The sequence below is a fragment of the Cognatishimia sp. genome (genome assembly GCF_964229375.1).
Lineage (GTDB): Bacteria > Pseudomonadota > Alphaproteobacteria > Rhodobacterales > Rhodobacteraceae > Cognatishimia.
Map to the genome: position 1 here is coordinate 1 of NZ_CAXREH010000120.1, position 25,348 is coordinate 25,348.

Here is a 25,348-nt window from a genome sequence, read left to right on the forward strand (position 1 = left end):
ATGGAAATTGGTGGCATTCGCGTGATTTTGAAGGATGGCGGCAAATCGGGCCGCTATGAGGCCGAATGATTACGGTCACCGAGGCGCTCGCACATCTGTTTGACCTAGCGTCCCCACTGCCATCTGAAACCGTTTCCCTGGCGCAAGCCAATGGCCGCGTGCTGGTACACCCGGTTGCCGCGCGCCGCGATCAGCCTCCGTTTTCGTCCTCTGCCATGGACGGATATGCTGTCAAAGCCTCCGAAGTTTCCGCAGGCGCGCAGTTCACCGTGATCGGCGAAGCCGCCGCGGGCCATGGATTTGATGGCAAGGTCTCTGCTGGTCAGGCTGTGCGGATCTTTACCGGCGCGCCGGTTCCAGAGGGCGCAGATCGCATCATCATTCAAGAGGACGTCGAACGCACGGCTGACGTCATCACGCTGAAAGACACTTTGGACCAAGCCCCTTATGTGCGCGCCAAAGGCAGCGACTTTAAAGACGGCCAAACCATTGATGCGCCACGAGTTTTGCGACCTAACGACATTGCGCTTTTGGCGTCGATGAACATTGCGCAAGTGCCGGTTACGCGACGCCCTCGGGTCGCCATCATGTCAACTGGCGACGAACTGGTGATGCCCGGAGACACCCCCGGCCCAGATCAGATCATCACATCGAATTCCTTCGGCCTTCAGGCAATGCTGCAAGACATGGGCTGCGACACACGCCTTTTGCCCATTGCGCGTGACACCGAGGCCAGCCTGCGCGCGGCCTTTTCACATTGCGACGACGTGGATCTGGTGATCACCATTGGCGGTGCCTCGGTCGGGGACCATGATCTGGTGGGCCAAGTGGCCGCCGATCTAGGCATGCAGCGCAGCTTCTACAAAATCGCAATGCGTCCGGGCAAACCCCTGATGGCAGGGCGTCTGGCAACGGGCGCGATGATGATCGGTCTGCCGGGCAACCCTGTGTCTGCGATGGTTTGCGGCACGGTGTTCGTGGCCCCGGTGATCCGCGCCATGTTGGGGCTGGGCGCAGCGCCCGCCGCTGCATCAGAGGCGCCACTGGCGCATGACATCTCGGCAAATGGCAAACGTGAACACTATATGCGCGCGCGCCTGCAAGACGGCAAACTGACCGTCTTTGAACGCCAAGACAGCGCACTTTTGACGGTTCTGTCGGACGCGAATGCGCTGGCGATCCGCCCAGTCAACGATCCGGCAAAACCGGCGGGAAGCGTTCTGAAATACATCCCGATCTAGGGGCAATTTCGAGAACAAAGCCACAACACTTGACACAAAACGTGAACACAGATAGAACAAACGCAAATCCCTAGGTTTTTCTGGAGGCGAGCGGATGCTGACCAAGAAACAACGTGACTTGCTGGAGTTCATCCACAAACGGCTGCAACGCGATGGCGTTCCACCCAGCTTTGACGAAATGAAAGATGCGCTGGATCTGCGGTCAAAGTCGGGCATTCACCGTCTGATCACTGCTTTGGAAGAGCGCGGCTTTATCCGCCGCCTCGCCCACCGTGCCCGCGCCATCGAGATCGTGAAATTCCCCGATGACATGGCCCCTGCTGGATTTCAGCCTCAGGTGATTGATGGCGGCAAGCCAGAACCAAAGATGCCCGATCTTCCCAAGGGACTTGCGGCGCAAGAGCTGCCGATTATGGGTAAAATTGCCGCTGGCGTCCCGATCGAGGCGATCAGCCATGTGCATGATCACGTCGCAGTGCCCGGCTCGATGCTCTCGTCTGCGGGCAAGCATTTCGCACTTGAGGTCAAGGGCGACTCGATGATCGACGCAGGCATCAATGATGGCGATGTGGTCATCATCAAGGACTCGGATGTGGCGCAGGATGGCGACATTGTGGTGGCCTTGATCGAAGAAGAAGAAGCCACGCTGAAAACCTTTAAGCGTCAGGGCACTAATATCGCGCTTGAGGCGGCTAACCCTGCCTATGAAACACGGATCCTGCCCGATCATAAGGTCCGCGTTCAGGGCAAGCTAGTTGGCTTGATCCGCAGTTATTGACGCTGATCTGGCGGCGACCACAATCGGTCGCCTCGCCGATCTGCCACCGATGTCACGACCAACTTGCCGTTGCGGACGGTGATGGCCAAAGCCCCGGTTCTGGCCAAAGTTTTTGGATCAAAGACGGTGCATGGCAACCCCGTTTCAATCGGCAAAGCCGCGATCAGGATATCTGAAGAAACGCAGTCAGGGCTTTGTTTTTGAATATCTTTTTTTGACAGCACCCAGACGTCAAAGCCGCCAAGCTGCGCAAAAGGGTGGTCCTGGTCACGGCGGTCAGCTCTGGCAAACGCTTCTTTTTGCTCAGTTGGGTCGCCGTCATTTTCCAGCCAGACGCGCGCTGCGAACCCTTGGCCCCGCGGTTTGCTGACGATACGGCCAGCCTCAGTCAAAGCCCCTGCAAGCTTACCGCTTTCATCCACCAGCAGATCCGGTCGCGTCGACGTCAGCCATAACGCGCCCGCCACGATCACAGGCACCAGCGCAACCGCGCGCAGCCTGCCCTGCCAGAGCATCACGAACAATGCGCCCAACGTGAAGAGCGGCAACACGGCGGCAGGTGGTGCGACAACCGCGCGGCGAGCCCCCTCAAGGTCTGCAAAAAACGACGCAACTCCCAATATCCATTGCAGCCCCCAGCCCATGACCGTCAACGCAAGCCCCTCTAATCCCAGAGGCGCCAAGCACAGGGCAACAACAGCAGAAGGCATCACCACCGCCCCCATGATCGGCACCGCGAGCAAGTTTGCGGGCAGACCATAGGCCGCATACCCATTGAAATGCGCGCCCGCGAATGGGGCCGTCGCGGCCCCTGCAACAAATGACGTTAGCGTCACCGCCATGATCGGCTTGATCCATGCAGGACCGGGCCAGCGCGATTGCGCCCAAAGCATCGAAAACACCCAGACCAACGCCGTTGTCGCCGCAAACGACATGTGAAACCCGGGCGACAACAGGCTTTCTGGCCGCAACACAAGCACGATCAGAGCGGCGATGGCAACCGACCGCATAGAGATGGCGCGCCGGTCCAGCAACACGGCCACCAATGCGACAGCCGCCATGACAAAGGCGCGTTCGGTGGCGATGCTTGCCCCTGAAAGTGCCAAATAGACAGCCGCCGCAACAAGCGCACCCACGGCCGCGCATTTCTTAACGTTCACGCGCAATGCCACATAGGGTGACAGGGCCATGACATAGCGCAGACCGGAAAACACCACCCCCACCAAAAGCCCCATGTGCAACCCCGAGATCGCCAGCAGATGCGCGAGGTTGGTGGTGCGCAGATCCTCTGTCGTGCCCTGCATCAGATGACGCCGATCCCCTGTCGTAATCGCAGCAGCCACCGCACCAACGTCCCCTTTCAGGTGCTGCCGGATCCCTTCGGACAAGGCAAACCGCACGCGCGCCACCGACGGCCGATCGGGCGACCTCTTGTGGCGGGCTGCGTGTATAGCCAAGCGCGCCAAGCTTCAGGAACCAGGCGTGGCGCTGGAAGTCAAAGCCTCCGGGTTCGACCGGCCCAGAGGGCGGCGACAAACGCGCCCGCATTTCAATGCGTTGCAGAGGAGTGGGTTCAAATGCAGCAGCCTTTCCGTGCAAGGAGATCCGCACGCGGTCCGGCGGCGCGCGCGCGCCAAGATCCCACATCGCGATCCGATCCAACGTGATCCGCAGCACATCAGATGACGAGCGATCCACCTCCACGACACGCCCAGCCACAAGGCCATTATAAGGCAGATCAAGCCGCGGCGCCGCGACGTCGTTAGCGCGCCATGTTGCAAGACAAAGGCCGGCAATCACCAGACAGGCAGCGGTCGGAATGGCCGCAAGTCCCGACACATCACGCGCGGCCCAAACCAGCAAGGGCACCGCCGCGCCCGCCAAGCCGAGGATCAACAGGCGATCCGGCTCTGATCGCATCGAAAAATACAGCCCGATCCCAATCGCCAGACATACGGGGCACCAGTAAAACAAACTGCCTCTTTGACCCCGCAATGCAGTTTCAAAAACCGAGACAATCCGGAGCACTTGTTCTGCCCCCCTCTGGGCGATAAGTAGGCCTCAAAATCTATGCCACTCTTGGTTACTGAAGGGTAAACCGCTTATGTCCGCCACTGTTGTCACACGCTTTGCGCCCTCTCCGACGGGCTTTCTTCACATTGGCGGCGCGCGCACTGCGTTGTTCAACTGGCTTTATGCCCGCGGACGCGGGGGCAAGTTCCTGCTGCGGATCGAAGACACCGACCGCGCGCGCTCGACGCCAGAGGCGACCGATGCGATCTTGCAGGGCATGGCGTGGTTGGGCCTGGACCATGATGGCGATGTCATCAGCCAGTTCGCGCGCGCAGACCGTCATGCCGAAGTGGCGCTGCAGCTTTTGGCCGAGGGCAAGGCTTATAAGTGCTTTGCCACACAAGACGAAATTCAGGCCTTCCGCGATGCGGCCAAGGCCGACGGAAAATCCACCCTCTTCCGCAGCCCCTGGCGCGATGCGGACAGTGCCAGCCATCCGGATGCCCCCTATGTCGTGCGCATCAAAGCCCCGCAGGACGGCACAACCGTCATCCGCGACGAGGTTCAGGGCGATGTGAAAATCGCAAATGCCCAATTGGACGACATGGTTCTGCTGCGGTCCGATGGCACCCCGGTCTATATGCTCGCCGTTGTCGTCGATGACCACGACATGGGCGTGACCCATGTTATTCGCGGCGACGATCACCTCAACAACGCAGCGCGTCAGATGATGATCTATGAGGCGATGGGCTGGGATCTGCCAACCTATGCGCATATTCCGCTGATCTTTGGGCCAGACGGCAAAAAGCTGTCCAAACGCCATGGCGCAACCGGTGCGGAAGAGTATCAGAAAATGGGATATCCGGCCGCAGGCATGCGCAACTATCTTGCGCGTCTGGGCTGGAGTCACGGAGATGACGAATTTTTTACCGATGCGCAGGCCAAAGACTGGTTTGATCTGGGCGGCATCGGCAAATCTCCGGCGCGGTTTGACTTTAAAAAGCTGGAAAACATCTGCGGCCAGCATATTGCCAGCTCTGACGATGCCGCGCTGCTGCATGAATTGAAAGAGTTTCAACACGTTATGGGTGTGCAACCGTTTGACGCAGCCACAACGGAATTGTTACAGACCGGCATGTACTGTTTGAAAGAACGCGCCAAGACTTTCCCAGAACTCCTTGAAAAAGCTACATTTATCACTGCAGAACGCCCATTGCAGCCAGATGAAAAAGCATCAAAAAATCTTGATGATGTATCCCGTGGTATACTGAGCGAATTGACGCCGCAGCTGCAAAATGCTAGCTGGACACGAGATGGACTTGAGGCAGTCACCAGTTCTTTTGCAGAGGCTAAAGAGATTAAGTTCGGTAAGATGGCCGGCCCGCTACGGGCGGCACTTGCTGGCAAGGCTGTGACACCAAGTGTTTTTGATATGTTGCTCGTATTGGGCCGGGACGAATCTATCGCTCGGCTGCAGGACGCAGCGGCTGATTAAGGCAAGGTCAACGGCCCTTGCCTATGTGTAAAAGAGCCCCGGGCGATCTGCGCCCAGGTGCCTACCGAGGAAGGGAAATTTATGACCGACAGCACAAAAAGCGCGACGCTGACCATTGGGGATGCGTCCTACGATCTGCCGATCTACTCGCCAACTGCGGGCCCCGACGTTCTTGATATTCGCAAGCTTTACGGCCAGGCGGGTGTCTTTACGTATGACCCAGGCTTCACCTCTACGGCGTCTTGTGACTCCACCATCACCTACATCGATGGCGGCAAAGGCGAACTGCTGCACCGTGGCTATCCAATCGACCAGCTGGCAGGCAAATCGCATTACCTAGAGGTCTGCTATCTGCTTCTGTACGGTGAACTGCCGTCCACCAAAGAACTGGAGCAGTTTGAAAACACCATCACACGTCACACAATGCTGCACGAGCAGATGGTGAACTTCTTCCGTGGCTTCCGTCGTGATGCGCACCCAATGGCGATTATGACCGGCGTGGCTGGTGCGATGTCTGCATTCTATCACGACAGCACCGATGTGAATGACCCGGTTCAGCGGGAAATCGCGTCCCACCGCCTGATCGCGAAGATGCCAACGATTGCGGCATGGGCCTATAAATACTCGATCGGCCAGCCGTTCGTGTATCCACGCAACGATCTGGATTACGCTTCCAACTTCCTGCACATGTGCTTTGCTGTTCCGGCCGAAGAATACAACGTCGACCCGATCCTCAGCCGTGCGATGGACCGTATCTTTACGCTGCACGCGGACCACGAGCAGAACGCGTCTACATCGACTGTGCGTTTGGCCTCTTCGTCTGGTGCGAACCCGTTTGCCTGCATCGCGGCAGGGATCGCATGTCTTTGGGGTCCGGCGCATGGTGGTGCGAACCAAGCATGTCTGGAAATGCTGAAGGAAATCGGCACACCTGACCGTATTCCCGAGTACATCGCCCGCGCGAAAGACAAGAACGATCCGTTCCGTCTGATGGGCTTTGGCCACCGCGTTTACAAAAACTTCGACCCGCGCGCGACGGTTATGAAACAGTCCGCAGACGAAGTTCTGGACCTGCTGGGCGTTGAGAACAACCCAATCCTGGCAACAGCAAAAGAGCTGGAACAAGCGGCTCTGGCGGATCCATATTTTGCCGAGAAAAAGCTGTTCCCGAACGTGGACTTCTATTCCGGCATCATTCTGGAAGCGATGGGGTTCCCGACCTCTATGTTCACGCCGATCTTCGCGCTGTCCCGGACTGTTGGCTGGGTCAGCCAGTGGAAAGAGATGATCGCAGATCCACAGAACAAAATCGGCCGTCCGCGCCAGCTGTATCTGGGCGAAACCGAGCGCGACTATACGGACATCGAAAACCGCTAAGTCCGCGTCGCAACACATCAGAAAGGCCGTGCATTCTGCGCGGCCTTTTTTCTTGAGCTGGGCAGCCAATTCTGGTTTGTCTTGAGTCAGGGTCCGCAGTTCACCCAGGCGTCGCCAGCCGAGATCGGCCAAGCTAAACCTGTGAGACAAAAAACAACCGCACATCCCACGTCGTGCAGTTGGCAAGGGCGACCACCACCTCTGTCAAGAGACGCACGCGTCTGAAGGATGCTGTTATGGCCCAAGACCTTACCCCGCTTTACATCGCGGACCTTTCCTTATTCACCAAAACCCTGCGCAGATCGCTGGAGGCAGAGCCCGCACCGGGTCATGCAAAGCTGATGAGCCTTGTTGCGCGTGCGGCAGGCTATAAGAACACCCAGCACGCCAAAGCCCAAACGCAGCCCACGGCGACCGTGCGCCTGAGCAAAGACTCACAACGCGCTCTAAGGTTCATGGACGCGCAGGGGCGCATGTCAGGCTGGCCACGGCGCAGGCAGGTGCAAACCCTGTGCCTTTGGGCCATCTGGCGGTTCCTGCCCGCAAAACAGGATCTGAGCGAGGCGCAGGTGAACGCTGTGCTTAAGGCGCAATCCACCTTTGGGGACCACGTGCAAATCCGCCGCTCATTGATCGAGAACGGGTTGATGAAACGCACAATCGACGGGTCTGTTTATCGCAGGATAGAACGCAAGCCACCCGACGACGTGCATCTGTTCCTGCGCACGCTATTGATGCGCTGACGCAAAAGGCCGCCTCTTCAGGGCGGCCTTTTTCATGGTAACTTCAATACAGCGAGCCTTAGCGCCCTTCAAAGGCCGCAGGACGTTTTTCAAACAACGCAACCGAGCCTTCTTGAAAGTCCCGCGATTTTCCGCATTTGCCCTGCAGCTTTGCTTCCAGCGCAAGCTGATCGTCCAGATTATTGTCCCACGTCGCACGGATTGCCTGTTTCAAAGCATAATACGCACCACTTGGTCCTGCCCCAAGATGCGCCGCGCGGGCTTTCCAATGGGCATCAAACTCTGCATCAGACACCGCTTCCCAGATCAGGCCCCAGTCATCCGCCTGACGCGCGGAAATCTTTTCTGCAAACAATGCAGCGCCCATCGCTTTGGCGTTTCCGGCCAGACGCGGCATCATAAAGGTGCCCCCGGCGTCGGGCATCAAGCCAATGCGGGTAAAGGCCTGCATGAAATAGGCACTTTCAGACGCGATCACCACGTCGCAGATCAGGGCCAAATTCGCACCAGCTCCGGCAGCAGCGCCGTGCACGGCGGCAACCGTTGGCACCTCGCAATCCACAATGGCGCGCAGCATGGGCGTGTACTCATCGCGCAGCACGCGCTCAAGATCCATGGTCGCGACAGACCCCTGCCCGCCAAGATCCTGACCGGCGCAGAACCCTCTGCCAGCCCCTGTCAGCACCAGCGCACGTGCGCCAAGGCTTTCGTGGTTCTGGGATACGTCGCGCACAGCATGCGTGATCTCTGCCCGCATCTGGGTGTTGATCGCGTTCAACTTCTCGGGGCGATTGAGCGTGATCTGTGCATAGCCGTCCTGCACACTGAAATCGATCGCTTGATATTCCATAAAGAGGCCTCCGTCGCCTTGTCTGCGGTCAAAATAAGGTCAGCGCGAAGGAAGTGAAGGGCAACCCAGCGTCATTCCTTAAGGATTTCCTCAAGGCGTCGTTTTTCTTCATCACTTAGAGCGCGAAACCCGGTGACACTGGCCTGACTGCGGCGACGCACATAGCCAAGACCAAGCGCCAGCGCGATCAACAGCATAACAGGCCCTGCCGCCCAAAGAACCAGATTGGCCCCATCCGCGCGCGGGTTCAGCAAAACATATTCACCATAGCGATGCACAACAAAGGCCAGAACCTCGTCGTCCGCGTCGCCTTCCATGATCCGCTCGCGCACCAGCAATCGTAGATCACGCGCGACCTCGGCGTTGGATTCATCAATGCTCTCATTGCGGCAGACAAGGCAGCGCAATTCTTGCGACAGCGACCGCGCGCGCGCCTCAAGGCCCGGATCGGGCAAGACCTCGTCCGGCTCCACAGCGTATAGCGGCGTTGCAATCAGCCAGAGCAAGAAAATCAGCCGTTTCATTCCGCCGGTACCGCCTTTGATTTGCGCGCTCCAGACGCCACGCGATAGCGACGGTCAAACAGGCTGGCCAGCCCGCCCAGTGCCATCAGGATGCAGCCAAACCAGATCCAGTTGGTCAACGGCTTTACATAGCTGCGCACAGTATAGCCGCCGTCGTCCTGCGCATCGCCCAACACCACATAAATGTCGCGCAAGAACCGATAGTCGATCGCGGCTTCGGTCGTGGGCATGCGCGCCACCGGATAGATGCGTTTTTCGGGGTAAAGCACCACAACGTCGCTGCCATTGCGCGTCACGCGAACGGTGCCGGTGGTGGCCAGATAATTGGGGCCTTCTACGTCCTGAACATCCTCCAGAACCATCTCGTATTGGCCGACACTAAAGGCCTCGCCCAATTGCACAACGCGGATGTCTTCGACTTCCCACGCGGTCAGCCCTGCGATGCCAAACATCGTCACGCCCAGCCCGCCGTGCGCAATCGCCTTGCCCCAGTCAGCACCCGGCAGCTTGCCCAGACGACGCAGGCGTGCAGCCCTGTCGCCGCGTCCGGTGCGGCTCCACAGATCAAGAACCGCGCCAAGCACCATCCAGCTGGCCAGCAACAGCCCGATGGGGCCCAACAACGTGCGCTCTGTCTGCATCGCCCAGATCAACCCTGCCACTGCGACAACCAGCACCAACGCAGGCACCAACGGGCGCGCGATACGGCCAAGCTTGCCGCGTTTCCATGGTGTCATGGCCCCAATCGGCAACAGCGCCCCAAGGGCCACCATGAAGGGCGTAAAGGCCATATTGAAGAACGGCGGCCCAACTGACAGCTTGCGGTCAAAAAACAGCTCGGCGACCAGCGGCCAGATCGTGCCGATAAACACCACGAAACAGGCGACCGCCAAAAGGATGTTGTTCACAACCAGCATCCCTTCGCGGCTGACAACACCAAAGACACCCTTCGCCTCAAGCACCGCGGCACGGGCAGCAAACAGGGTCAAGGCACCGCCCAAGAAGACCGCGAGAATGATCAGGATAAACACACCGCGCTCTGGGTCATTGGCGAAAGCATGCACCGAGGTCAGAACGCCCGACCGCACGATGAAGGTTCCAATCAGGCTGAACCCGAACGCCAGAATAGCCAGCAAAATCGTCCAGGCCTTCAGGCTTTCGCGCTTTTCCACAACGATGGCCGAATGCAAAAGGGCCGCAGCCAACAACCACGGCATGAAAGAGGCGTTTTCGACCGGATCCCAGAACCAGAACCCGCCCCAGCCCAATTCGTAATAGGCCCACCACGATCCAAGCGCGATGCCGATGGTCAGGAATATCCAAGCAGCCAACGTCCATGGCCTGACCCAGCGCGCCCAGGCTGCATCCACGCGCCCTTCGATCAAGGCCGCAACCGCAAAGGAAAACGCCATCGAAAGGCCCACATAGCCCAGATACAGAAACGGCGGATGCAACGCCAAGCCAACGTCTTGCAACAGCGGGTTCAAATCCTGACCGTTAAACGGCACCAAATCCATGCGGATAAACGGGTTGGAGGTGAAGATCATAAAGGCGAAAAACGCCACCGCGATTGAGGATTGCACCGCCAACGCACGCGCCTTGAGCGTCGGAGGCAGGTTGCCGCCAAACCACGACAGACAGGCACCAAACAACGTCAGGATCAGGGTCCAGAGCAACAGCGACCCTTCGTGGTTCCCCCAGACGCCCGAAATTTTGTAGATCATCGGCTTAAGCGTATGTGAATTGGCGTAGACCAAATGCACAGAGAAGTCGCTGACCACAAAGGCATAGGTCAGCGCCGCAAAGGCCGCCGAGGTCAGCACAAACTGGATCGTCGCCGCCGTGTCGCCCAAGGCCATCCAGCCGCTCCAGCGATAATGAGCCCCAACCAAAGGAACGATGGATTGAACCACGGCTGTTACAGCCGCAAGAATCAACGCGAAGTGACCGAGTTCTACTATCATGCGCCCAGATATAGGTCTGGTGGACGCCCGCGCCAATTCAATTTCCCGACAAAGGGGCAGATGTCGCGCGTCAGCCCGCGCTAACTTTGTGCACGTCGCCAGTCTGCAAGCGCGGGGTTTGCCTCAGAAATCGGGCTTTTGGCGGGATCATTTATTCGTTCCAGTTGCCTAACGGCCTCGGCAACCTGAACGGCCTGCGCAAGGTTCTGCGCGCTATCCCTCTGAAATTGCTGGCCTTTCGCTTGATGACGCGCGCCGAAATAGAAACTGACGATCACGCCCAGCAACCACCACAGAGGTTCAGGTACCAAGGCGATCCCCTGCATTCGCGCGGCAAACCACAGCGGGTCGGTCATCGCTGCGACAAATAAGCCGATGCAGCCCAAAGCCATCAAAGGACGCGGCAAGCGGTTGATTGCGTCCATCAATCGATCAAACCCCGAGCGGTTCTTGCGGCGGAATTCATGGCCAAACTGCGCCAGTGTCGCCTGCCTTAATCCGTGGTGACGCTTGGCACCTTTCTCGGCATTCTCGCGAAACACCTCGGCGGTCTCGGTGAGCGCATTGCGTCCACCGCCAAAAATCAGATCCAACAGATGCCCCATCAACCCCATGTCGCAACCCGCGCTTCAAATTCCTGAAGGCTTAGGTGATACCGCGGCGAGATGAACTCTTCGGCGCGGCGGATCCAGCCGCCCTTTCCACCCGCCTTTGTGCGGGCGAATTTGCGCAGCTTCGGGGCATCGTCCGCGATGCGAAAATAATAATTTCGCCGCGCGATGCAATAGGCGTCACTCAGATGATCCGGAGCAAGCGCGGCAGCGGCCTCGACCGCGTCCAACGTCTTGGGTCCGATCACCCCATCGACCTCCACCGCCTGCCCCATGTCGTTCAGCAATCTTTGCAGGATACGCACCGCATTGGCGCCGGCGTTCACGAACATATCAAACACCGAGGCCTGCAAACCGGGCGGCAACTCGTTGATCCGAGGCGCTTGGAAATAATCACGCACAAAGATCTCGACGGCTTGTTCAGGCGTCAGGGCTTTGACATCATCCTTTGTGATCTGCCCATCTTGCGTCACGTCCAGCCCAAGGTGTTTCAGCGTGCCCAGCGTCACCCCAAAATTCGTCGCCCCACCGGGATCATCTGGGTCGTTCACATAGCCGCCTTCGCGGGCGACAATCTGTTTAGCAATTTGTCTGACGTCCATTCCAGCCTCGCATAGTTTGATGCGTGCAAGGCTTGGGTCGAAGGATTAAATCACACCGCATGTTGCGCGCGCGGGGCGCGCAACGGTTCAGGAATTAGCTGTCTTCGCCTTTATAGACGCCTTGCTCTTTCAGGGCGTCTACGACCTCTTTGGGCATATAGGTCTCGTCATGTTTGGCAAGAATTTCAGAGGCTTGAAAGACGCCATCAATGTAGCGACCCTGTCCAACCATCCCCTGGTTTTCTGCGAACAAGTCAGGCAACACACCAGCAAAGCTGACCGGCACCGAAGCACCGCCATCGGTGACGGAAAAGGTCACGGTATCACCCTGCCCGCGTATCAGAGAGCCCTCTTCGACCAGTCCGCCAATACGGAAGACTTCGTTCGGGGTCGGCGGTTCGGCCACGACCTGCGATGGCGAGCGGAAAAAATTGATCCCGTCGCGCATGGCATAGCCGATCAACCCGGTGGACACGACAAGTGCCACCAGTGCTGCGACAATGATCTGGATCCGTCTTTGCTTTTTCAGGCCCTTCATCTGGCCCTCCTGCGCTGGTCTACGGGAAACACGGCGCGAGCATCAGCCCGGCTGTCTCCGCCTCTCCTAGCATAAGATTGGCGTTCTGAACCGCTTGTCCAGAGGAGCCCTTGGTCAAATTGTCGAGTGCGGCAACAAGTATCACCCGCCCGTCGATCCGATCCTTGGTCACCCCGATGTGGCAGAAGTTCGATCCACGCACGTGGTGGGTCGATGGGGTCTCGCCAAAGGGCAGCACTTCGATGAAGGGCTCATCCTGATAGGCCGCGACCATCGTGTCATAGACCTCTTGCGCGTCGCCCTGCACATATCCGGTGGCAAGGATGCCCCGGTTCACAGGCAGCAGATGCGGTGTGAACTGGATTTTCACCTCACGCCCCGCGATGGCGCTGAATTCCTGATCGAACTCGCCCAGGTGCCGATGGGTTCCGCCAACGGCATAGGCGTTATAGCCCTCTGACAGTTCGGCATGCAGCAGGTTTTCCTTCAGCGACCGCCCCGCACCGGACACCGCGCATTTCAGGTCCAGAATGATCTGATCCAGATCAATCACACCCGCCGCGATCAATGGGCGCAGCAAAAATTGACCGGTCGCGGCATTACAGCCAGTACCTGCCACCAGCCGTGCCGATTTGATCTGTTCGCGGTAGAACTCTGTCAGCCCATAGACCGCCTCGCCCTGCAGCTCGACGGCATCGTGTTGGCCGCCATACCACTTGGCATATTCCTCTGGATCCCGCAGACGGAAATCGGCAGACAAATCAACAACTTTGACGGTATCAGGCAGCGCCTTGATGACCTTCTGACTGGTTGCGTGGGGCAAGCCACAGAACACCAGATCGACGGCATCAAAGTCGATGTCGTCAATCGTAGTCAGATCCGGCAAGTCCAGATGGCGCAGATGCGGGAACACCTCAGACATCGGTTTGCCGGCCTTGGAATTGGCCGCCAATGCCACGATTTTCATGCTGGGATGGGTGGCGATGATCCGGATCAACTCGGCGCCGGTATATCCGGACGCGCCAAGGATTGCGATTTTATGGGTCATATCAGACCTCTTTCATAACTGGTCGCCGTGGCGCGAATAGCGCTTTGGCGTCTATTTTTAGGGGTTTTATGCGCAGCGACGCGCAGGATCAAGCAGCAGTAAACTCGATCTTTCGTCGCAAGAACTGGGTCGCGCGCACCGAGACCCGCGCCGGGTCACCCGTGGTCAGAAATTTGCTGTCACCGCCCGCGCCCTGCATATCAGGGTGACGGGTCAGATAATCCGCAAGGCTGTCTGCCACGAGGCTCGCCTGACTATAAACTTTGACGTCAGGGCCAAGCGCGTCCTGAAAAATGTCTTCCATCAACGGATAATGCGTACAGCCCAGAATGGCCGCCTGCGGCGTTGGCATTTTACGTTTCAACGCATCGACATGGCTGCGCACCAAAGCTTCGGCCAGGATCATGTCGCCGTCTTCGATGGCATCTACGACGCCGCCACAGGCCTGCGCCTCGACATCCACACCGATGGCCCGGAACGCCAGTTCACGTTGAAAGGCACGGCTGGACACGGTGGCGGGTGTTGCAAACAACGCCACATGTTTGACCTCGACCTCACGCGGCGGCGAATTATCGCCCCACTGCCGCTCTGTTAGCGCCTCGATCAACGGCACAAAAACGCCCAATGCGCGTTTCTCTGCAGGCAGCCAGCTTTCTTGCATCCGCCGCAATGCCGCAGCGCTTGCCGTGTTGCAGGCCAGGATCACCAGATCGCAACCCTCGTCCCACATCCGCTCAAGCGCTTGGGTGGTCAAACCATAGATATCATCCGCATCCCGCACCCCGTAAGGCGCATGTGCGTTGTCACCGAAGTAAACAAAGGGGACGTCTGGCAAGGTCTTGGACACAGCATCCAGCACCGTCAAACCACCTAAACCGCTATCGAAAATTCCAACTGCCATATGCTCAAGCCCTCTTGAGGCAGGCTTTACGCCTTGTACTTATTCTCAAACTCAAACCCATAGGCATCAGTGGCCAGGGGTCTTGGTGATAAAGCATAAGTTTCCTGTCGCAGGAAGTCCATGAGGGCTTTGGTGTCTTTGCGGCGCTTGTCGAGTTCCACGGGCGAGATTGGCTCCCCGATGACCACACGTACAGGTGTATCAACCCGCTTTTTGAATTCGCGGATCAGGAACCCCATGCGCAATGTGTAGTGCAGATGGCTGGCCAGCTGAAACAGACGCGAAGTGGTGCCATCAAAGAAAACAGGCACAACGGCCGCATCGGATTTCGCAACCATACGTGCGGTAAACCCGCGCCAGCCCGGATCTAAAGGCTCGCCAAACGGGCGTTCTGCTGTGCTGACAGTGCCACCAGGGAAAATCCCGATCGCACCGCCATCCGCCAGATACCGCAGGGCTTCCTTGCGGGTCTGCAGGTTCAGCTTCATGGCCTCTTTGGTTTCATCAAAGCTGATCGGCAAAATGATACGATTAAGATCTTCGGCCTTGCGAAACACCTGATGCGCCAGAATGCGGAAATCACCGCGCACTTCAGACAGGATATGCCCCATCATCAGGCCATCCAGAATGCCATAGGGATGGTTCGCAATCAGCAGCAACGGCCCGTCCGCCGGAATATTGCTGAGCGAGCCGCCGGTTACCTCTAGGCTCAGGCCATAGCGTTCCACCATGACACGCCAAAAATCCCGCCCCTGTGCGACTTCGTCCTCATAGCCTTTCGCGCGGCGGATCAGGCGCATACGGCCTGTCGTGTTTTCCATAACGCGAATAAGGGTCCGACCGCCTTTTGTAGCGGCGGAATGGGCATAGCTGATGTCCCGTACAACGGCGCGATTGCTGGCCATGAGAGGTCTCATCCTCAAGACTATTGGCAAAGGTGGCGCCTACATAATCGCAAGACGCCACCTTTCCTAGTCATTAAAGCGACATGTAACGTAATCATTACAATCCGTCGCAGCCAACCGCTATTCCGCGGCTGTTTTCTGCCGATTTGGTGTGCGGATCGCCGCCAAAATCTCCTCGCGGCGCTTGGCAGCCTTGGCTTCGTTCGCGGCCTTTACCGGCCCAAAGCCGCGAATTTGCAGAGGCAGTTCGGCAAGGGCGATGGCCTCGTCGCTGGCGTTCTCTGAATTGTCTTTCAGGATTTCCGCCATGTCGCTTTCATATTGAGCAATCAGAGTGCGCTCCATCTTGCGTTCTTCGGTGCGCCCGAACAGATCCAACGGCGTGCCGCGCAAGGACTTAAGACGCGCCAGAAGTTTGAACCACCGGATCATGCCTGCGCCAAACTCGCGTTTTTGCGGACGCCCGTTTGACCCTTCTTTGGACAGCAACGGCGGCGCCAGATGAAAGGCTACGTCAAAGCCGTCTTCGAATTGGTCTTTGGCCTTGTTGACCGTATCCAGATGCAGGCGCGCGACCTCATATTCATCCTTATAGGACAAGAGCTTATGATAGCCCTTAGCAACCGCTTCTTTCATCCGAACATCAGAAATCCCATCCACCATGGCACGGTATTTCTTAGCCAGAGCCTTGTTTTGATAGGCCACCAGATGCTGTTCACGATGCGTGATTTTCTCGTCCAGCGTTGCAGGCAGCTTCACAACATTCGGGGCCAACATCGTCGACACCTCTTGTGGATAAAGCACCGCCCAACGGCCCAGCTCAAAGGCGCGTTTGTTGCGCTCAACGGCCGCGCCATTCAACTCGATGGCCGACATGATTGCGCCATGGCTGATCGGCACAAGCCCCTTCTGCCAGGCCGCGCCAAAGATCATCATGTTGGAATAGATCGAGTCACCCATCGCGACGCGCGCAAGTTCGCTGGCGTTGAACAGAGCAAGCCCGTCGCGCAGGCGCGCCTCAAGTGCCAAGGTCAGGCGATCTGCTGGGATCTGGAATTCCGTGTTGCGGGTGAATTCACCGGTGATGATCTCGTGACTGTTCACAATCGCACCTGTGCGTCCAGCAGAGGTCAGGCCAAGCGTCTTGGCACCCGCACTCACGACCAGATCGCCACCGATCAGCGCGTCACATTCGCCGGTGGCCACGCGGATCGCGCTGATGGCCTCTGGCGTTTCGGCCAGACGGCAGTGGATATGCACCGCACCGCCCTTTTGCGCCAGCCCTGCCATCTCCATCATGCCGGCTGCTTTGCCGTCGATCTGGGCAGCCTGCGCCAGCACCGCACCGATGGTCACAACGCCAGTGCCGCCGACGCCGGTGATCACCACGTTATGGGTGGTCTCGATGGGCTTGATCTTGGGATCTGGCATGTCAGGCAGCTCAATATCGCGGGCCGCCTCTTTGCGCAGCTTTGCGCCTTTGAGTGTCACAAAGGACGGGCAGAAGCCGTTCACGCAAGAGAAGTCTTTGTTGCAGCTGGATTGATCAATCGCACGCTTGCGCCCCAGTTCGGTTTCCACCGGAACGATCGACACACAGTTGGATTGCACGCCGCAATCACCACAGCCCTCGCAGACGTCTGTGTTGATGAACACGCGTTTGTCGATGTCTGGGAATGTGCCGCGCTTGCGGCGACGACGTTTTTCGGCAGCACAAGTCTGAACATAAACAATCGCCGATACACCGCTGACTTTGCTCAGTTTCTCTTGCACCGACATCATCTCGGCACGCTCATGAAACGGCACGCCGCTCGGGAACGCGCTTTGGACAACGTCCTCTTTTTCATCATAGACCACGACCACTGTTTTCACGCCCATGGCGATCAGCTCGCGGGTGATTTTAGGTGCGTCCAGATCGCCGTCATTGGCCTGCCCGCCCGTCATGGCGACGGCGTCGTTATAGAGGATCTTATAGGTGATATTTGTGCCCGCAGCCAAAGCCGCGCGGATCGCCTGAACACCCGAGTGGTTATAGGTGCCATCGCCCAAATTCTGGAAAATATGCTCACGGTTTGAAAACGGCGCCTCGCCGATCCAGTTGGCACCCTCGGCCCCCATGTGGGTAAAGCCATCGGTCTCGCGGTCCATCCACTGAACCATGTAGTGACAGCCGATCCCCGCATAGGCGCGGCTGCCTTCTGGCACACGCGTGGATGAATTGTGCGGGCAGCCCGAACAGAAGTGCGGCACCCGTGCGGTAATATCCTCGGCGTTGTCTGACCGGCGTGCTTCGTCCAACAGCGCCAATCCGTTCTTGATGCTGTCCGTATTGCGCTCTTCTTCGATCAGGATCTCGCCGATTTTCTGCGCAATCATGATCGGGTTCAACGCATCGCGGGTCGGGAACAGCTCTTCGCGATGCATCTGTCCCGCGCCGCCTTTATACCAGCCATAGACCCTGCGGCCGCGACGATCATCAAAGATCGCTTCCTTGACCTGCACTTCAATAAGCTTGCGTTTTTCTTCGACAATCACAATCAGATCAAGACCTTCGGCCCAATCGTGAAAGCCCTTCATGTCCAATGGGAACACCTGCCCGACCTTGTAAGTCGTGATCCCCAACCGTTCTGCCTCGGCCTCGTCAATGCCCAGCAAGGACATGGCGTGCGTCAGGTCGAGCCAGTTTTTGCCCGCGGCAACAAAACCGATCTTTGCACCGGGTTTACCCCACATGCGCTTGTCCATTTTGTTGGCATGAGAAAAGGCTTCTGCGGCAAAGCGTTTGTAATCAATCATCCGCGCTTCCTGCGCGTGGGGCGTGTCGCCAAGACGGATGTTCAGCCCACCTTCGGGCATATCAAAATCGGGTTCGACCAATTTGACGCGGTCCAAAGAGCCATCGATGACCGACGTCGCCTCGATCGTATCTTTCATGGTTTTCAGACCGACCCAAACGCCTGCGAAGCGCGACAGGGCAATCCCATAAAGACCATAGTCGATGATTTCCTGCACACCTGCGGGGGAAACCACGGGCATATAGGCGTCAACCAGCGCCCATTCGGATTGATGCAAGACCGTCGAGCTTTCGCCCGTGTGGTCATCCCCAAGCGCCATAAGCACGCCGCCATGTTTCGACGTGCCTGCCATATTGGCATGCCGCATCGCGTCACCAGTGCGGTCAACCCCCGGCCCTTTGCCGTACCAAAGGCCAAAGACGCCGTCGTATTTGCCTTCGCCGCGCAGCTCGGCCTGCTGGGATCCCCAAAGCTGGGTGGCGGCCAGATCTTCGTTCAAACCGCTCTGAAACAGCACATCCGCCTCGGTCAGCTCGGGCGTGGCTTTCATCATAACGCTGTCCACTGCGCCCAAAGGCGAGCCGCGATAGCCGGTGACATATCCGGCGGTGTTCAGACCAGCCGACACATCGCGTGCCTTCTGGGTTAGCATTAATCGAACAAGGGCTTGGGTACCATTTAACAGGATCTGCTTCTTTGACAGATCAAACTTATCCTTCAGGGAAACCTTTTGGATGCTCATGGGGCTTGGTGCCTCCCAACACTTGGCTACAGACTTAATATAGCCTAAGGTTAGGTCACAATTACTGACCTACGAAACAGTTATTTGTGAGGTTTTTTTGAAACCTCGCGTCACATTGTTTCGTTTTTCCAGAAATTCGCCTAGGTATGGGTCAAGCACATGGAAAGTTGCGGATATGGACTGGGACAAGCTTCGAATATTTCACGCGGTTGCGGACGCTGGCAGCCTAACTCACGCAGGTGATACGCTTAATCTGTCGCAATCGGCGGTCAGCCGTCAGGTGCGCGCGCTTGAGGAAAGCCTGAATACGATTCTATTTCACCGCCATGCACGCGGTTTGATTCTGACCGAACAGGGTGAGCTGCTGTTTGATGCCACCAAGGCCATGGCAAAACGTCTGGATGCGGCCTCTGCGCGCATTCGCGACAGCGAAGAAGAAGTCTTTGGCGAATTGCGCGTCACGACAACGCTTGGGTTTGGCACCATGTGGCTGGCCCCCCGCTTGCACAAACTTTATGAAAAATACCCTGATCTGAATATCGACCTGATGCTAGAAGAACGGGTGCTGGACCTGCCGATGCGCGAAGCCGATTGCGCGATCCGCATGAAAGAGCCCAGTCAGGCCGATCTGATCCGCAAACGCCTGATGTTCGTCAGCATGCGCCTCTATGCAACCCAAGCCTATCTGGACGCAAACGGCACGCCAGAGATGCCACAGGACTTGGCGGATCACCGTTTGATTTGTCAGAATCCGGGCTCTGAACAGGTGTCCGCCGGTGCTGTCATGATTCAGACGCTGTTGACCAACAACATTCAGTCGCGCCTAAACGTGAACAACTATTATGGCGTGTTGCAGGCGGTTCTTCACGATCTCGGCGTCGGCGCTTTGCCTGACTATATTGTCGAGGAATCCCCGGAACTGGTGCGCGTATTGCCCGAAGTGCAAAGCCAGGAAATCCCAGTTTACCTGGCCTATCCCGAAGAACTGCGCCACTCCAAGCGCATTCAGGCCTTCCGTGACTTCGTCCAAGAAGAGATCGCCATCAGCCGTAAGCACATGAAGGAACAGGGAAACCTATAGGTATGCAATCGCTGCATATCGGCTTTGCTGCGAGTGCAGCGTGGTTTTTCTTGAAAATTCGCACAGTGCCACTTATTTCAACTTTCGAAGACGATGACTGCATAATCGCTCATCATCTTCATACCTCCCTGTTGGACTTCGGCCGAGCTTGTTTGCTCGGCCTTTTTTTTGGCATATCGCGCGCGCGCATAGCCCCTTCCCCTTTAGGCAACCATGGCGTAAAGAGCGCGCAACGCCAGCTCCAGCACCGAGGTTCTCCGAATGCAAGATCCGATCATCACAGATGAGGTCATCGCCGCGCACGGCTTCACTCCAGATGAATACGCCGAAGTCATCAACATTCTTGGGCGGGATCCGACCTTCACGGAAATGGGCATTTTCTCGGCAATGTGGAACGAACATTGCTCTTATAAGTCGTCAAAGAAATGGCTGCGCACGTTGCCAACCGAAGGCCCGCAGGTGATCTGTGGACCAGGCGAGAACGCGGGCGTGATTGATATTGGCGACGGACAAGCGGTTATCTTCAAAATGGAGAGCCACAACCACCCGTCCTACATTGAACCCTATCAAGGTGCAGCCACAGGCGTTGGCGGCATTCTGCGGGACGTCTTTACAATGGGCGCGCGTCCAATCGCGGCGATGAACTCTCTGTCGTTTGGCGAGACTTCACATCCCAAGACAAAGCAGCTGGTCAACGGCGTCGTCGAGGGCGTCGGCGGCTATGGCAACTGTTTCGGCGTGCCAACCGTAGGCGGCGAAGTCCGCTTTCATCCGGCCTATAATGGCAACTGTCTGGTGAATGCCTTTGCCGCTGGCTTGGCGGATGCGGACAAGATCTTTTATTCTGCGGCCTCGGGCGTCGGCATGCCGGTCGTCTATCTGGGCGCAAAAACCGGTCGCGACGGTGTTGGCGGAGCAACCATGGCGTCAGCGGAATTTGACGACACCATTGAAGAGAAACGTCCAACCGTTCAGGTCGGCGACCCCTTCACCGAAAAGCGTCTGATGGAAGCCACGCTCGAACTGATGGCCACCGGCGCGGTAATCTCTATTCAAGATATGGGCGCTGCGGGCTTGACCTGCTCTGCCGTGGAAATGGGCGACAAAGGCGGGCTTGGCGTCAAGCTTAACCTCGAAGACGTGCCACAGCGCGAAGAGAACATGACCGCATACGAAATGATGCTGTCTGAATCTCAGGAACGGATGCTGATGGTTCTGAAACCAGAGCTCGAAGCAGACGCCCGCGCGGTATTCGAAAAGTGGGATCTGGATTTCGCCATCGTCGGTGAAACCATCGCCGAAGACCGCTTCCTTATTTTGCACAATGGCGAGGTCAAAGCAGACCTGCCGTTGTCCAAACTGTCTTCCACCGCGCCAGAATACGACCGCCCCTGGGTGGAAACACCAGCGGCAGAAGCCCTTGGTGATGTGCCAGAAATCGACCCGATTGACGGCCTAAAAGCGCTGATTTCAAACCCGAACTATGCGGGCAAACAATGGGTCTATGACCAATATGACTCGATGGTCATGGCCGACACCGCACGCGGTCCTGGTGTGGGCTCTGGCCTGTTGCGGGTGCATGGCACCGACAAAAAGCTGGCCTTCACCTCTGATGTGACCCCGCGCTATGTCAAAGCCAACCCTGTTGAGGGCGGCAAGCAAGCGGTGGCCGAAGCTTACCGCAACCTGACAGCCGTGGGCGCAACGCCACTGGCCACCACCGACAACATGAACTTCGGGAACCCGGAAAAGCCTGAAATCATGGGACAATTCGTTGGCGCGATCAAAGGCATTGGCGAAGCAGTCAAAGCGCTGGACATGCCAATCGTGTCAGGCAACGTCAGCCTCTACAATGAAACCGACGGCAACGCGATCCTGCCAACCCCGACCATCGGTGCCGTGGGCTTGGTAAGCGCCGACGAAGAGCCCATCACAGGCGAAGCGCGCGAAGGTCACGTCGCCCTTGTTGTCGGCGCAACCGACGGCCATCTTGGGCAATCCGCGCTGTTGGCCGAAGTGTTCAACCGCGAAGAAGGCGACGCTCCGGCTGTCGATCTGGCGGAAGAAAAGAAAAACGGCGACTTCATCCGCGCCAATCGCGATATGATCAAGGCCTGCACCGATCTGTCCGACGGTGGCCTCGCGCTTGCGGCCTTTGAAATGGCTGAGCAAGCAGGGGTTGGTGTTCACCTAGACGACGCCTCTACTGCGACGCTCTTTGGCGAAGACCAAGCACGTTATCTGGTGGCCTGCAACTTTGATCAGGCCGAAGCCCTGATGGTTGCTGCTGGTCAGGCTGGCGTGACCCTGCAATCGGTGGGCCGCTTTACCGGCGACAAGGTCCGCATGGGCGCCTCTGAAGCGCCGCTCGCAGATCTGGCACAGACCTTCCGCAGCAGCTTTGCAGAAGCCATCGCCTAAATGACGACCGGGGATTTCGCTTACCCGGATATGAAAACAGACTGCAGCGCCTGCAGCTCGCTTTGCTGTGTGGCGCTGCATTTTGACCGGGGCGATGATTTCGCAATCGACAAACCCGCCGGTGTCGCCTGCCCCAACCTAAGCCCAACGACTTTCACCTGTGCCATTCACGACGATCTTGCCACCTCAGGGTTTGGAGGTTGTATCAAGTTTGATTGCCTTGGCGCGGGTCAACATACGGTTCAGGGCGTGTTTGGCGGCACAGATTGGCGCGCGCATCCTGAACTCTTGCCCGAGATGATGGAAGTCTTTCGTCTGTTGCGCCGTCTGCATCAGTCGCTTGAGATCGTGAAATATCTGGAACTCTTGCCACTTGGGGACGAACAGCTTCAACTGGTGAACATGCTGAAATCAGGGTTTACTGAACCTGACGACGGCTGGACCATGTCAACGCTGACGGCGCTTGAAACCGACGGCGTCTTTGACCTCTATCACACCGCCCTTCCCGCCTTTCAATCGCTGTTTGACGATCCAAAGGCCCTTGCAGCCCTTCGGGCCGCGACCTAAGTTACATCTCAAACACTTAATAGGAGCCCGCATGGCCATTCTTGCCTCTGACATCGAAGCCCTGATCCGCGATGGATTTCCAAACGCTCGGATCACCGTGCAAGGCGACGATGGCGCACATTTCGCAGCCGAAGTCGTCGACGAGAGCTTTCGCGGCATGAGCCGGGTTCAACAGCAGCGCGCGGTGAATGCCACCGTCAAAGCGGCCATCGACAGCGGCGAACTTCACGCTCTGGCGCTGACAACAAAGGCGCCCGAGTAACATGTCGCTGCTGCGGCGGATCCTCTCACTGTTTGTGCCCGGCCCGCGCCGGCCGCTGGCGATGCGCCAGCCGCAATTTCAGGACAGAACCGCCGAGCTGGGCATGGAAGCCACCGACATGAAAGTCGTCGACGCTGCCAACCGCCGCAACCAATCGCTGGATCGCAGCAATTCCTGGAACGGCAGTTTTACCGAAGCCACAGACCGTTCGGTCCGCAGCTTCAAAGACGACGCCAACTACGCGCGTGATTATCATCGCCTTTACGGCGCCAAAGACGAAACATCGTGAAGACGATCGGAGACACTTATGACTGATGCAAAAACCCAAATCGACGAGACCGTTAAAGCCAACGACGTGGTGCTTTTCATGAAAGGCACCAAAGAGATGCCGCAGTGCGGGTTCTCGTCCCGCGTTGCTGGCGTTCTGAACTATATGGGCGTCGAATACACCGACGTGAACGTACTGGCTGACGACGAGATCCGTCAGGGCATCAAGGATTACTCCGACTGGCCAACGATCCCACAGCTCTACATCAAAGGCGAGTTTGTTGGTGGTTGCGACATCATCACCGAAATGACCCTGTCAGGCGAGCTGGACACCATGTTTGAAAGCAACGGTGTCGGATTTGACAAAGACATGGCCGACAAAATCCGCGCGGCGAACGCGTAAGCTCTGGTCTTGTCGAGACTTACAAAAAAGAAAGCTCCCGAGGGTACCTTCGGGAGCTTTTTTGTGTGTCGGTTCTGCGGACGAAGCGGAACTTCAATTGATGTCCGCTTTGCCTTATCATGATGCTCACAACATTAGAGACTCGCGGCGAGGCAGATTTGAAGACGATTGGTATACTTGGCGGCATGTCCGCCGCATCTACGCAGCTCTACTATGCCGAACTCTGCAGGCTCACCCGTGATAGACTTGGCGGCCTGCATTCACCCCAATTGCTCATCCGTTCGTTGGATTTTGCCGAGATCGAAGTGCTTCAGGCAAAGGGCTATTGGGAGCGAGCCGGAGACATCTTGAATGAGGAGGCCAAAGCGCTTGAGCGCGGCGGTGCCGATATTCTGGTTCTTGCGACCAACACGATGCATAAGCTCGCGGATCAGATGATGTCAGGTGTCGGGATTCCTTTGCTTCACATTGCTGATGCCACGGCACAAGCAATTCGTGATGCGGGGCTACGGCGTCCCGGTCTCATGGCAACGGCATTCACAATGGAGCAAGACTTTTATACGGGACGTCTACGAGACGCTGGTCTTGAGCCGGTCTTACCAAACGAGTCCGACCGAGCAGAAACGCATCGCATCATTTATGAAGAGCTCTGCAAGGACATCACTACGCCCAGCAGCGAAGCTGAGTATGTGCGTATTGCAAGCCGCCTTGGTGATGAAGGCGCGGATTGTTTGATCCTCGGCTGCACAGAGGTTGGCATGCTGCTCAATCAAACCAACGTCTCGGTTCCGGTGTTCGACACTACCCTGGTCCACTGCGAAGCAGCTTTGGATCAAGCTTTCCACTGACGATTGAGCGTCGGTTTGGATTTGCCTCAAAACAGAAAGCGGTCATTCGCTGCGGTTCGACTTATGAGAACGTTGGCCTCCAACCGGACATTGGTTTTTTTGCGGCGCATTTGACCCTGCTCCACAACCACACATTGCGGGACAAAGCCGACTCTTCCGCCAGGCCAGTGAACGTCTGCCTCAATCAGTTGCCGAGGGCTGCACTTTCAGGATGCTATCCCGCATCACCATCATGACATGGTCGATCTCGTCATCTGTCGAGATGTAGGGAGGCGCAATGGCCAAAACGGCGCCGATAATACGGAACAACACGCCCTGCCTCTCAGCCTCTTTGCCGACCAACAGCGCCTGCTCTGGGGTTTCAAATTCGAC

Annotated in this window: 24 protein-coding genes and 2 pseudogenes; 13 read left to right on the forward strand and 13 right to left on the reverse strand. The window is 57.5% G+C overall.

The annotated features are described in order from the left end of the window. From moaC to lexA, 3 genes and pseudogenes are all read left to right on the forward strand, one after another. Positions 1–69: pseudogene (gene moaC / locus ACEQWH_RS09230) on the forward strand (cyclic pyranopterin monophosphate synthase MoaC); the annotation flags it as partial. Beyond that, a complete protein-coding gene (gene glp, locus ACEQWH_RS09235) occupies positions 66–1,241 on the forward strand; it encodes a gephyrin-like molybdotransferase Glp (protein WP_370230032.1) in 1,176 nt (391 codons plus the stop codon). The pseudogene moaC and the gene glp, both read left to right, overlap by 4 nt. A gap of 94 nt (positions 1,242–1,335) precedes the next feature. After that, positions 1,336–2,019, forward strand: a complete 684-nt coding sequence (gene lexA / locus ACEQWH_RS09240; protein ID WP_370230035.1) for a transcriptional repressor LexA — start codon at positions 1,336–1,338, stop codon at positions 2,017–2,019. Here the strand turns inward: lexA and ACEQWH_RS09245 are convergent. Both ACEQWH_RS09245 and ACEQWH_RS09250 read right to left on the reverse strand, forming a co-directional pair. Then, a complete protein-coding gene (locus ACEQWH_RS09245; RefSeq protein WP_370230036.1) occupies positions 2,013–3,323 on the reverse strand; it encodes a ComEC/Rec2 family competence protein in 1,311 nt (436 codons plus the stop codon). The two genes, lexA and ACEQWH_RS09245, sit on opposite strands and share 7 nt — an antisense overlap. Positions 3,324–3,516: 193 nt before the next feature. Beyond that, positions 3,517–3,939, reverse strand: a pseudogene (locus ACEQWH_RS09250) (DUF4131 domain-containing protein); the annotation flags it as partial. Positions 3,940–4,123: 184 nt separating this feature from the next. Between ACEQWH_RS09250 and gltX the strand changes: the two are divergent. From gltX to ACEQWH_RS09265, 3 genes are all read left to right on the forward strand, one after another. Then, positions 4,124–5,527 carry a glutamate--tRNA ligase gene (gene gltX, locus ACEQWH_RS09255; RefSeq protein WP_370230038.1) on the forward strand — a complete coding sequence of 468 codons (1,404 nt, stop codon included), beginning with the start codon at positions 4,124–4,126 and terminating at the stop codon, positions 5,525–5,527. 81 nt (positions 5,528–5,608) lie between these two features. Then, positions 5,609–6,904 (forward strand): citrate synthase, encoded by a 1,296-nt coding sequence (gene gltA / locus ACEQWH_RS09260; RefSeq protein ID WP_370230040.1) that lies wholly within the window; start codon positions 5,609–5,611, stop codon positions 6,902–6,904. Positions 6,905–7,140: 236 nt separating this feature from the next. Further along, positions 7,141–7,647, forward strand: a complete 507-nt coding sequence (locus tag ACEQWH_RS09265; RefSeq protein WP_370230042.1) for a DUF2087 domain-containing protein — start codon at positions 7,141–7,143, stop codon at positions 7,645–7,647. A 58-nt stretch (positions 7,648–7,705) separates the two neighbouring features. Here ACEQWH_RS09265 and ACEQWH_RS09270 read toward each other — a convergent pair whose 3' ends face one another. From ACEQWH_RS09270 to ACEQWH_RS09315, 10 genes are all read right to left on the reverse strand, one after another. Then, positions 7,706–8,497 carry an enoyl-CoA hydratase-related protein gene (locus tag ACEQWH_RS09270; RefSeq protein ID WP_370230044.1) on the reverse strand — a complete coding sequence of 264 codons (792 nt, stop codon included), beginning with the start codon at positions 8,495–8,497 and terminating at the stop codon, positions 7,706–7,708. A gap of 71 nt (positions 8,498–8,568) precedes the next feature. After that, positions 8,569–9,021 carry a cytochrome c-type biogenesis protein CcmH gene (locus ACEQWH_RS09275; protein ID WP_370230046.1) on the reverse strand — a complete coding sequence of 151 codons (453 nt, stop codon included), beginning with the start codon at positions 9,019–9,021 and terminating at the stop codon, positions 8,569–8,571. Beyond that, positions 9,018–10,985, reverse strand: coding sequence for a heme lyase CcmF/NrfE family subunit (locus tag ACEQWH_RS09280; RefSeq protein WP_370230048.1), 1,968 nt, complete (start codon positions 10,983–10,985; stop codon positions 9,018–9,020). Before ACEQWH_RS09280 ends, ACEQWH_RS09275 begins: the two co-directional genes overlap by 4 nt. An 80-nt stretch (positions 10,986–11,065) precedes the next feature. Further along, a complete protein-coding gene (locus ACEQWH_RS09285; protein ID WP_370230050.1) occupies positions 11,066–11,599 on the reverse strand; it encodes a holin family protein in 534 nt (177 codons plus the stop codon). Beyond that, complete coding sequence (locus ACEQWH_RS09290; RefSeq protein WP_370230052.1) at positions 11,590–12,198, reverse strand: holin-associated N-acetylmuramidase; 609 nt, start codon at positions 12,196–12,198, stop codon at positions 11,590–11,592. The genes ACEQWH_RS09285 and ACEQWH_RS09290 overlap by 10 nt, the downstream gene beginning before the upstream one ends. Positions 12,199–12,292: 94 nt before the next feature. Beyond that, complete coding sequence (gene ccmE / locus ACEQWH_RS09295; protein ID WP_370230054.1) at positions 12,293–12,736, reverse strand: cytochrome c maturation protein CcmE; 444 nt, start codon at positions 12,734–12,736, stop codon at positions 12,293–12,295. A 19-nt stretch (positions 12,737–12,755) separates the two neighbouring features. Continuing rightward, a complete protein-coding gene (argC, locus tag ACEQWH_RS09300; protein WP_370230056.1) occupies positions 12,756–13,784 on the reverse strand; it encodes an N-acetyl-gamma-glutamyl-phosphate reductase in 1,029 nt (342 codons plus the stop codon). Positions 13,785–13,872: 88 nt separating this feature from the next. Continuing rightward, positions 13,873–14,685 (reverse strand): glutamate racemase, encoded by an 813-nt coding sequence (locus ACEQWH_RS09305; RefSeq protein WP_370230057.1) that lies wholly within the window; start codon positions 14,683–14,685, stop codon positions 13,873–13,875. A 26-nt stretch (positions 14,686–14,711) separates the two neighbouring features. Continuing rightward, complete coding sequence (locus tag ACEQWH_RS09310) at positions 14,712–15,590, reverse strand: lysophospholipid acyltransferase family protein (RefSeq protein ID WP_370230059.1); 879 nt, start codon at positions 15,588–15,590, stop codon at positions 14,712–14,714. A gap of 120 nt (positions 15,591–15,710) precedes the next feature. Next, positions 15,711–19,127 (reverse strand): indolepyruvate ferredoxin oxidoreductase family protein, encoded by a 3,417-nt coding sequence (locus ACEQWH_RS09315; RefSeq protein ID WP_370230061.1) that lies wholly within the window; start codon positions 19,125–19,127, stop codon positions 15,711–15,713. Between the two features lie 175 nt (positions 19,128–19,302). On the opposite strand from ACEQWH_RS09315, the gene ACEQWH_RS09320 reads away from it, so the two are divergent. The 7 genes from ACEQWH_RS09320 to ACEQWH_RS09350 all read left to right on the forward strand — a co-directional run bounded on the left by ACEQWH_RS09320 (position 19,303) and on the right by ACEQWH_RS09350 (position 24,976). Then, positions 19,303–20,208, forward strand: coding sequence for a LysR family transcriptional regulator (locus tag ACEQWH_RS09320; RefSeq protein ID WP_370230063.1), 906 nt, complete (start codon positions 19,303–19,305; stop codon positions 20,206–20,208). Between the two features lie 261 nt (positions 20,209–20,469). Next, positions 20,470–22,629: a phosphoribosylformylglycinamidine synthase subunit PurL gene (gene purL / locus ACEQWH_RS09325; RefSeq protein WP_370230065.1), complete on the forward strand. Its 2,160-nt coding sequence runs from the start codon at positions 20,470–20,472 to the stop codon at positions 22,627–22,629. Then, a complete protein-coding gene (locus ACEQWH_RS09330) occupies positions 22,630–23,196 on the forward strand; it encodes a hypothetical protein (protein WP_370230067.1) in 567 nt (188 codons plus the stop codon). 31 nt (positions 23,197–23,227) lie between these two features. Next, a complete protein-coding gene (locus tag ACEQWH_RS09335; protein WP_370230069.1) occupies positions 23,228–23,458 on the forward strand; it encodes a BolA family protein in 231 nt (76 codons plus the stop codon). 1 nt (position 23,459) lies between these two features. After that, positions 23,460–23,747: a hypothetical protein gene (locus ACEQWH_RS09340; RefSeq protein ID WP_370230071.1), complete on the forward strand. Its 288-nt coding sequence runs from the start codon at positions 23,460–23,462 to the stop codon at positions 23,745–23,747. An 18-nt stretch (positions 23,748–23,765) separates the two neighbouring features. After that, a complete protein-coding gene (grxD, locus tag ACEQWH_RS09345; protein ID WP_370230073.1) occupies positions 23,766–24,128 on the forward strand; it encodes a Grx4 family monothiol glutaredoxin in 363 nt (120 codons plus the stop codon). A gap of 158 nt (positions 24,129–24,286) precedes the next feature. After that, the gene (locus ACEQWH_RS09350; RefSeq protein ID WP_370230074.1) at positions 24,287–24,976 is read left to right on the forward strand and encodes an aspartate/glutamate racemase family protein; all 690 of its coding nucleotides are present in this window, start codon (positions 24,287–24,289) and stop codon (positions 24,974–24,976) included. Positions 24,977–25,156: 180 nt separating this feature from the next. Here the strand turns inward: ACEQWH_RS09350 and ACEQWH_RS09355 are convergent. Next, positions 25,157–25,348, reverse strand: a 192-nt coding sequence (locus tag ACEQWH_RS09355) for a hypothetical protein (RefSeq protein ID WP_370230075.1), incomplete at its 5' end; no start/stop codon positions are given.

Coding starts and splice junctions, on each gene's coding strand:
- glp (WP_370230032.1), top strand. CDS start 66: ATGATTACGGTCACCGAGGCGCTCGCACATCTGTTTGACCTAGCGTCC.
- lexA (WP_370230035.1), top strand. CDS start 1,336: ATGCTGACCAAGAAACAACGTGACTTGCTGGAGTTCATCCACAAACGG.
- ACEQWH_RS09245 (WP_370230036.1), bottom strand. CDS start 3,323: ATGCAGGGCACGACAGAGGATCTGCGCACCACCAACCTCGCGCATCTG.
- gltX (WP_370230038.1), top strand. CDS start 4,124: ATGTCCGCCACTGTTGTCACACGCTTTGCGCCCTCTCCGACGGGCTTT.
- gltA (WP_370230040.1), top strand. CDS start 5,609: ATGACCGACAGCACAAAAAGCGCGACGCTGACCATTGGGGATGCGTCC.
- ACEQWH_RS09265 (WP_370230042.1), top strand. CDS start 7,141: ATGGCCCAAGACCTTACCCCGCTTTACATCGCGGACCTTTCCTTATTC.
- ACEQWH_RS09270 (WP_370230044.1), bottom strand. CDS start 8,497: ATGGAATATCAAGCGATCGATTTCAGTGTGCAGGACGGCTATGCACAG.
- ACEQWH_RS09275 (WP_370230046.1), bottom strand. CDS start 9,021: ATGAAACGGCTGATTTTCTTGCTCTGGCTGATTGCAACGCCGCTATAC.
- ACEQWH_RS09280 (WP_370230048.1), bottom strand. CDS start 10,985: ATGATAGTAGAACTCGGTCACTTCGCGTTGATTCTTGCGGCTGTAACA.
- ACEQWH_RS09285 (WP_370230050.1), bottom strand. CDS start 11,599: ATGGGGTTGATGGGGCATCTGTTGGATCTGATTTTTGGCGGTGGACGC.
- ACEQWH_RS09290 (WP_370230052.1), bottom strand. CDS start 12,198: ATGGACGTCAGACAAATTGCTAAACAGATTGTCGCCCGCGAAGGCGGC.
- ccmE (WP_370230054.1), bottom strand. CDS start 12,736: ATGAAGGGCCTGAAAAAGCAAAGACGGATCCAGATCATTGTCGCAGCA.
- argC (WP_370230056.1), bottom strand. CDS start 13,784: ATGACCCATAAAATCGCAATCCTTGGCGCGTCCGGATATACCGGCGCC.
- ACEQWH_RS09305 (WP_370230057.1), bottom strand. CDS start 14,685: ATGGCAGTTGGAATTTTCGATAGCGGTTTAGGTGGTTTGACGGTGCTG.
- ACEQWH_RS09310 (WP_370230059.1), bottom strand. CDS start 15,590: ATGGCCAGCAATCGCGCCGTTGTACGGGACATCAGCTATGCCCATTCC.
- ACEQWH_RS09315 (WP_370230061.1), bottom strand. CDS start 19,127: ATGAGCATCCAAAAGGTTTCCCTGAAGGATAAGTTTGATCTGTCAAAG.
- ACEQWH_RS09320 (WP_370230063.1), top strand. CDS start 19,303: ATGGACTGGGACAAGCTTCGAATATTTCACGCGGTTGCGGACGCTGGC.
- purL (WP_370230065.1), top strand. CDS start 20,470: ATGCAAGATCCGATCATCACAGATGAGGTCATCGCCGCGCACGGCTTC.
- ACEQWH_RS09330 (WP_370230067.1), top strand. CDS start 22,630: ATGACGACCGGGGATTTCGCTTACCCGGATATGAAAACAGACTGCAGC.
- ACEQWH_RS09335 (WP_370230069.1), top strand. CDS start 23,228: ATGGCCATTCTTGCCTCTGACATCGAAGCCCTGATCCGCGATGGATTT.
- ACEQWH_RS09340 (WP_370230071.1), top strand. CDS start 23,460: ATGTCGCTGCTGCGGCGGATCCTCTCACTGTTTGTGCCCGGCCCGCGC.
- grxD (WP_370230073.1), top strand. CDS start 23,766: ATGACTGATGCAAAAACCCAAATCGACGAGACCGTTAAAGCCAACGAC.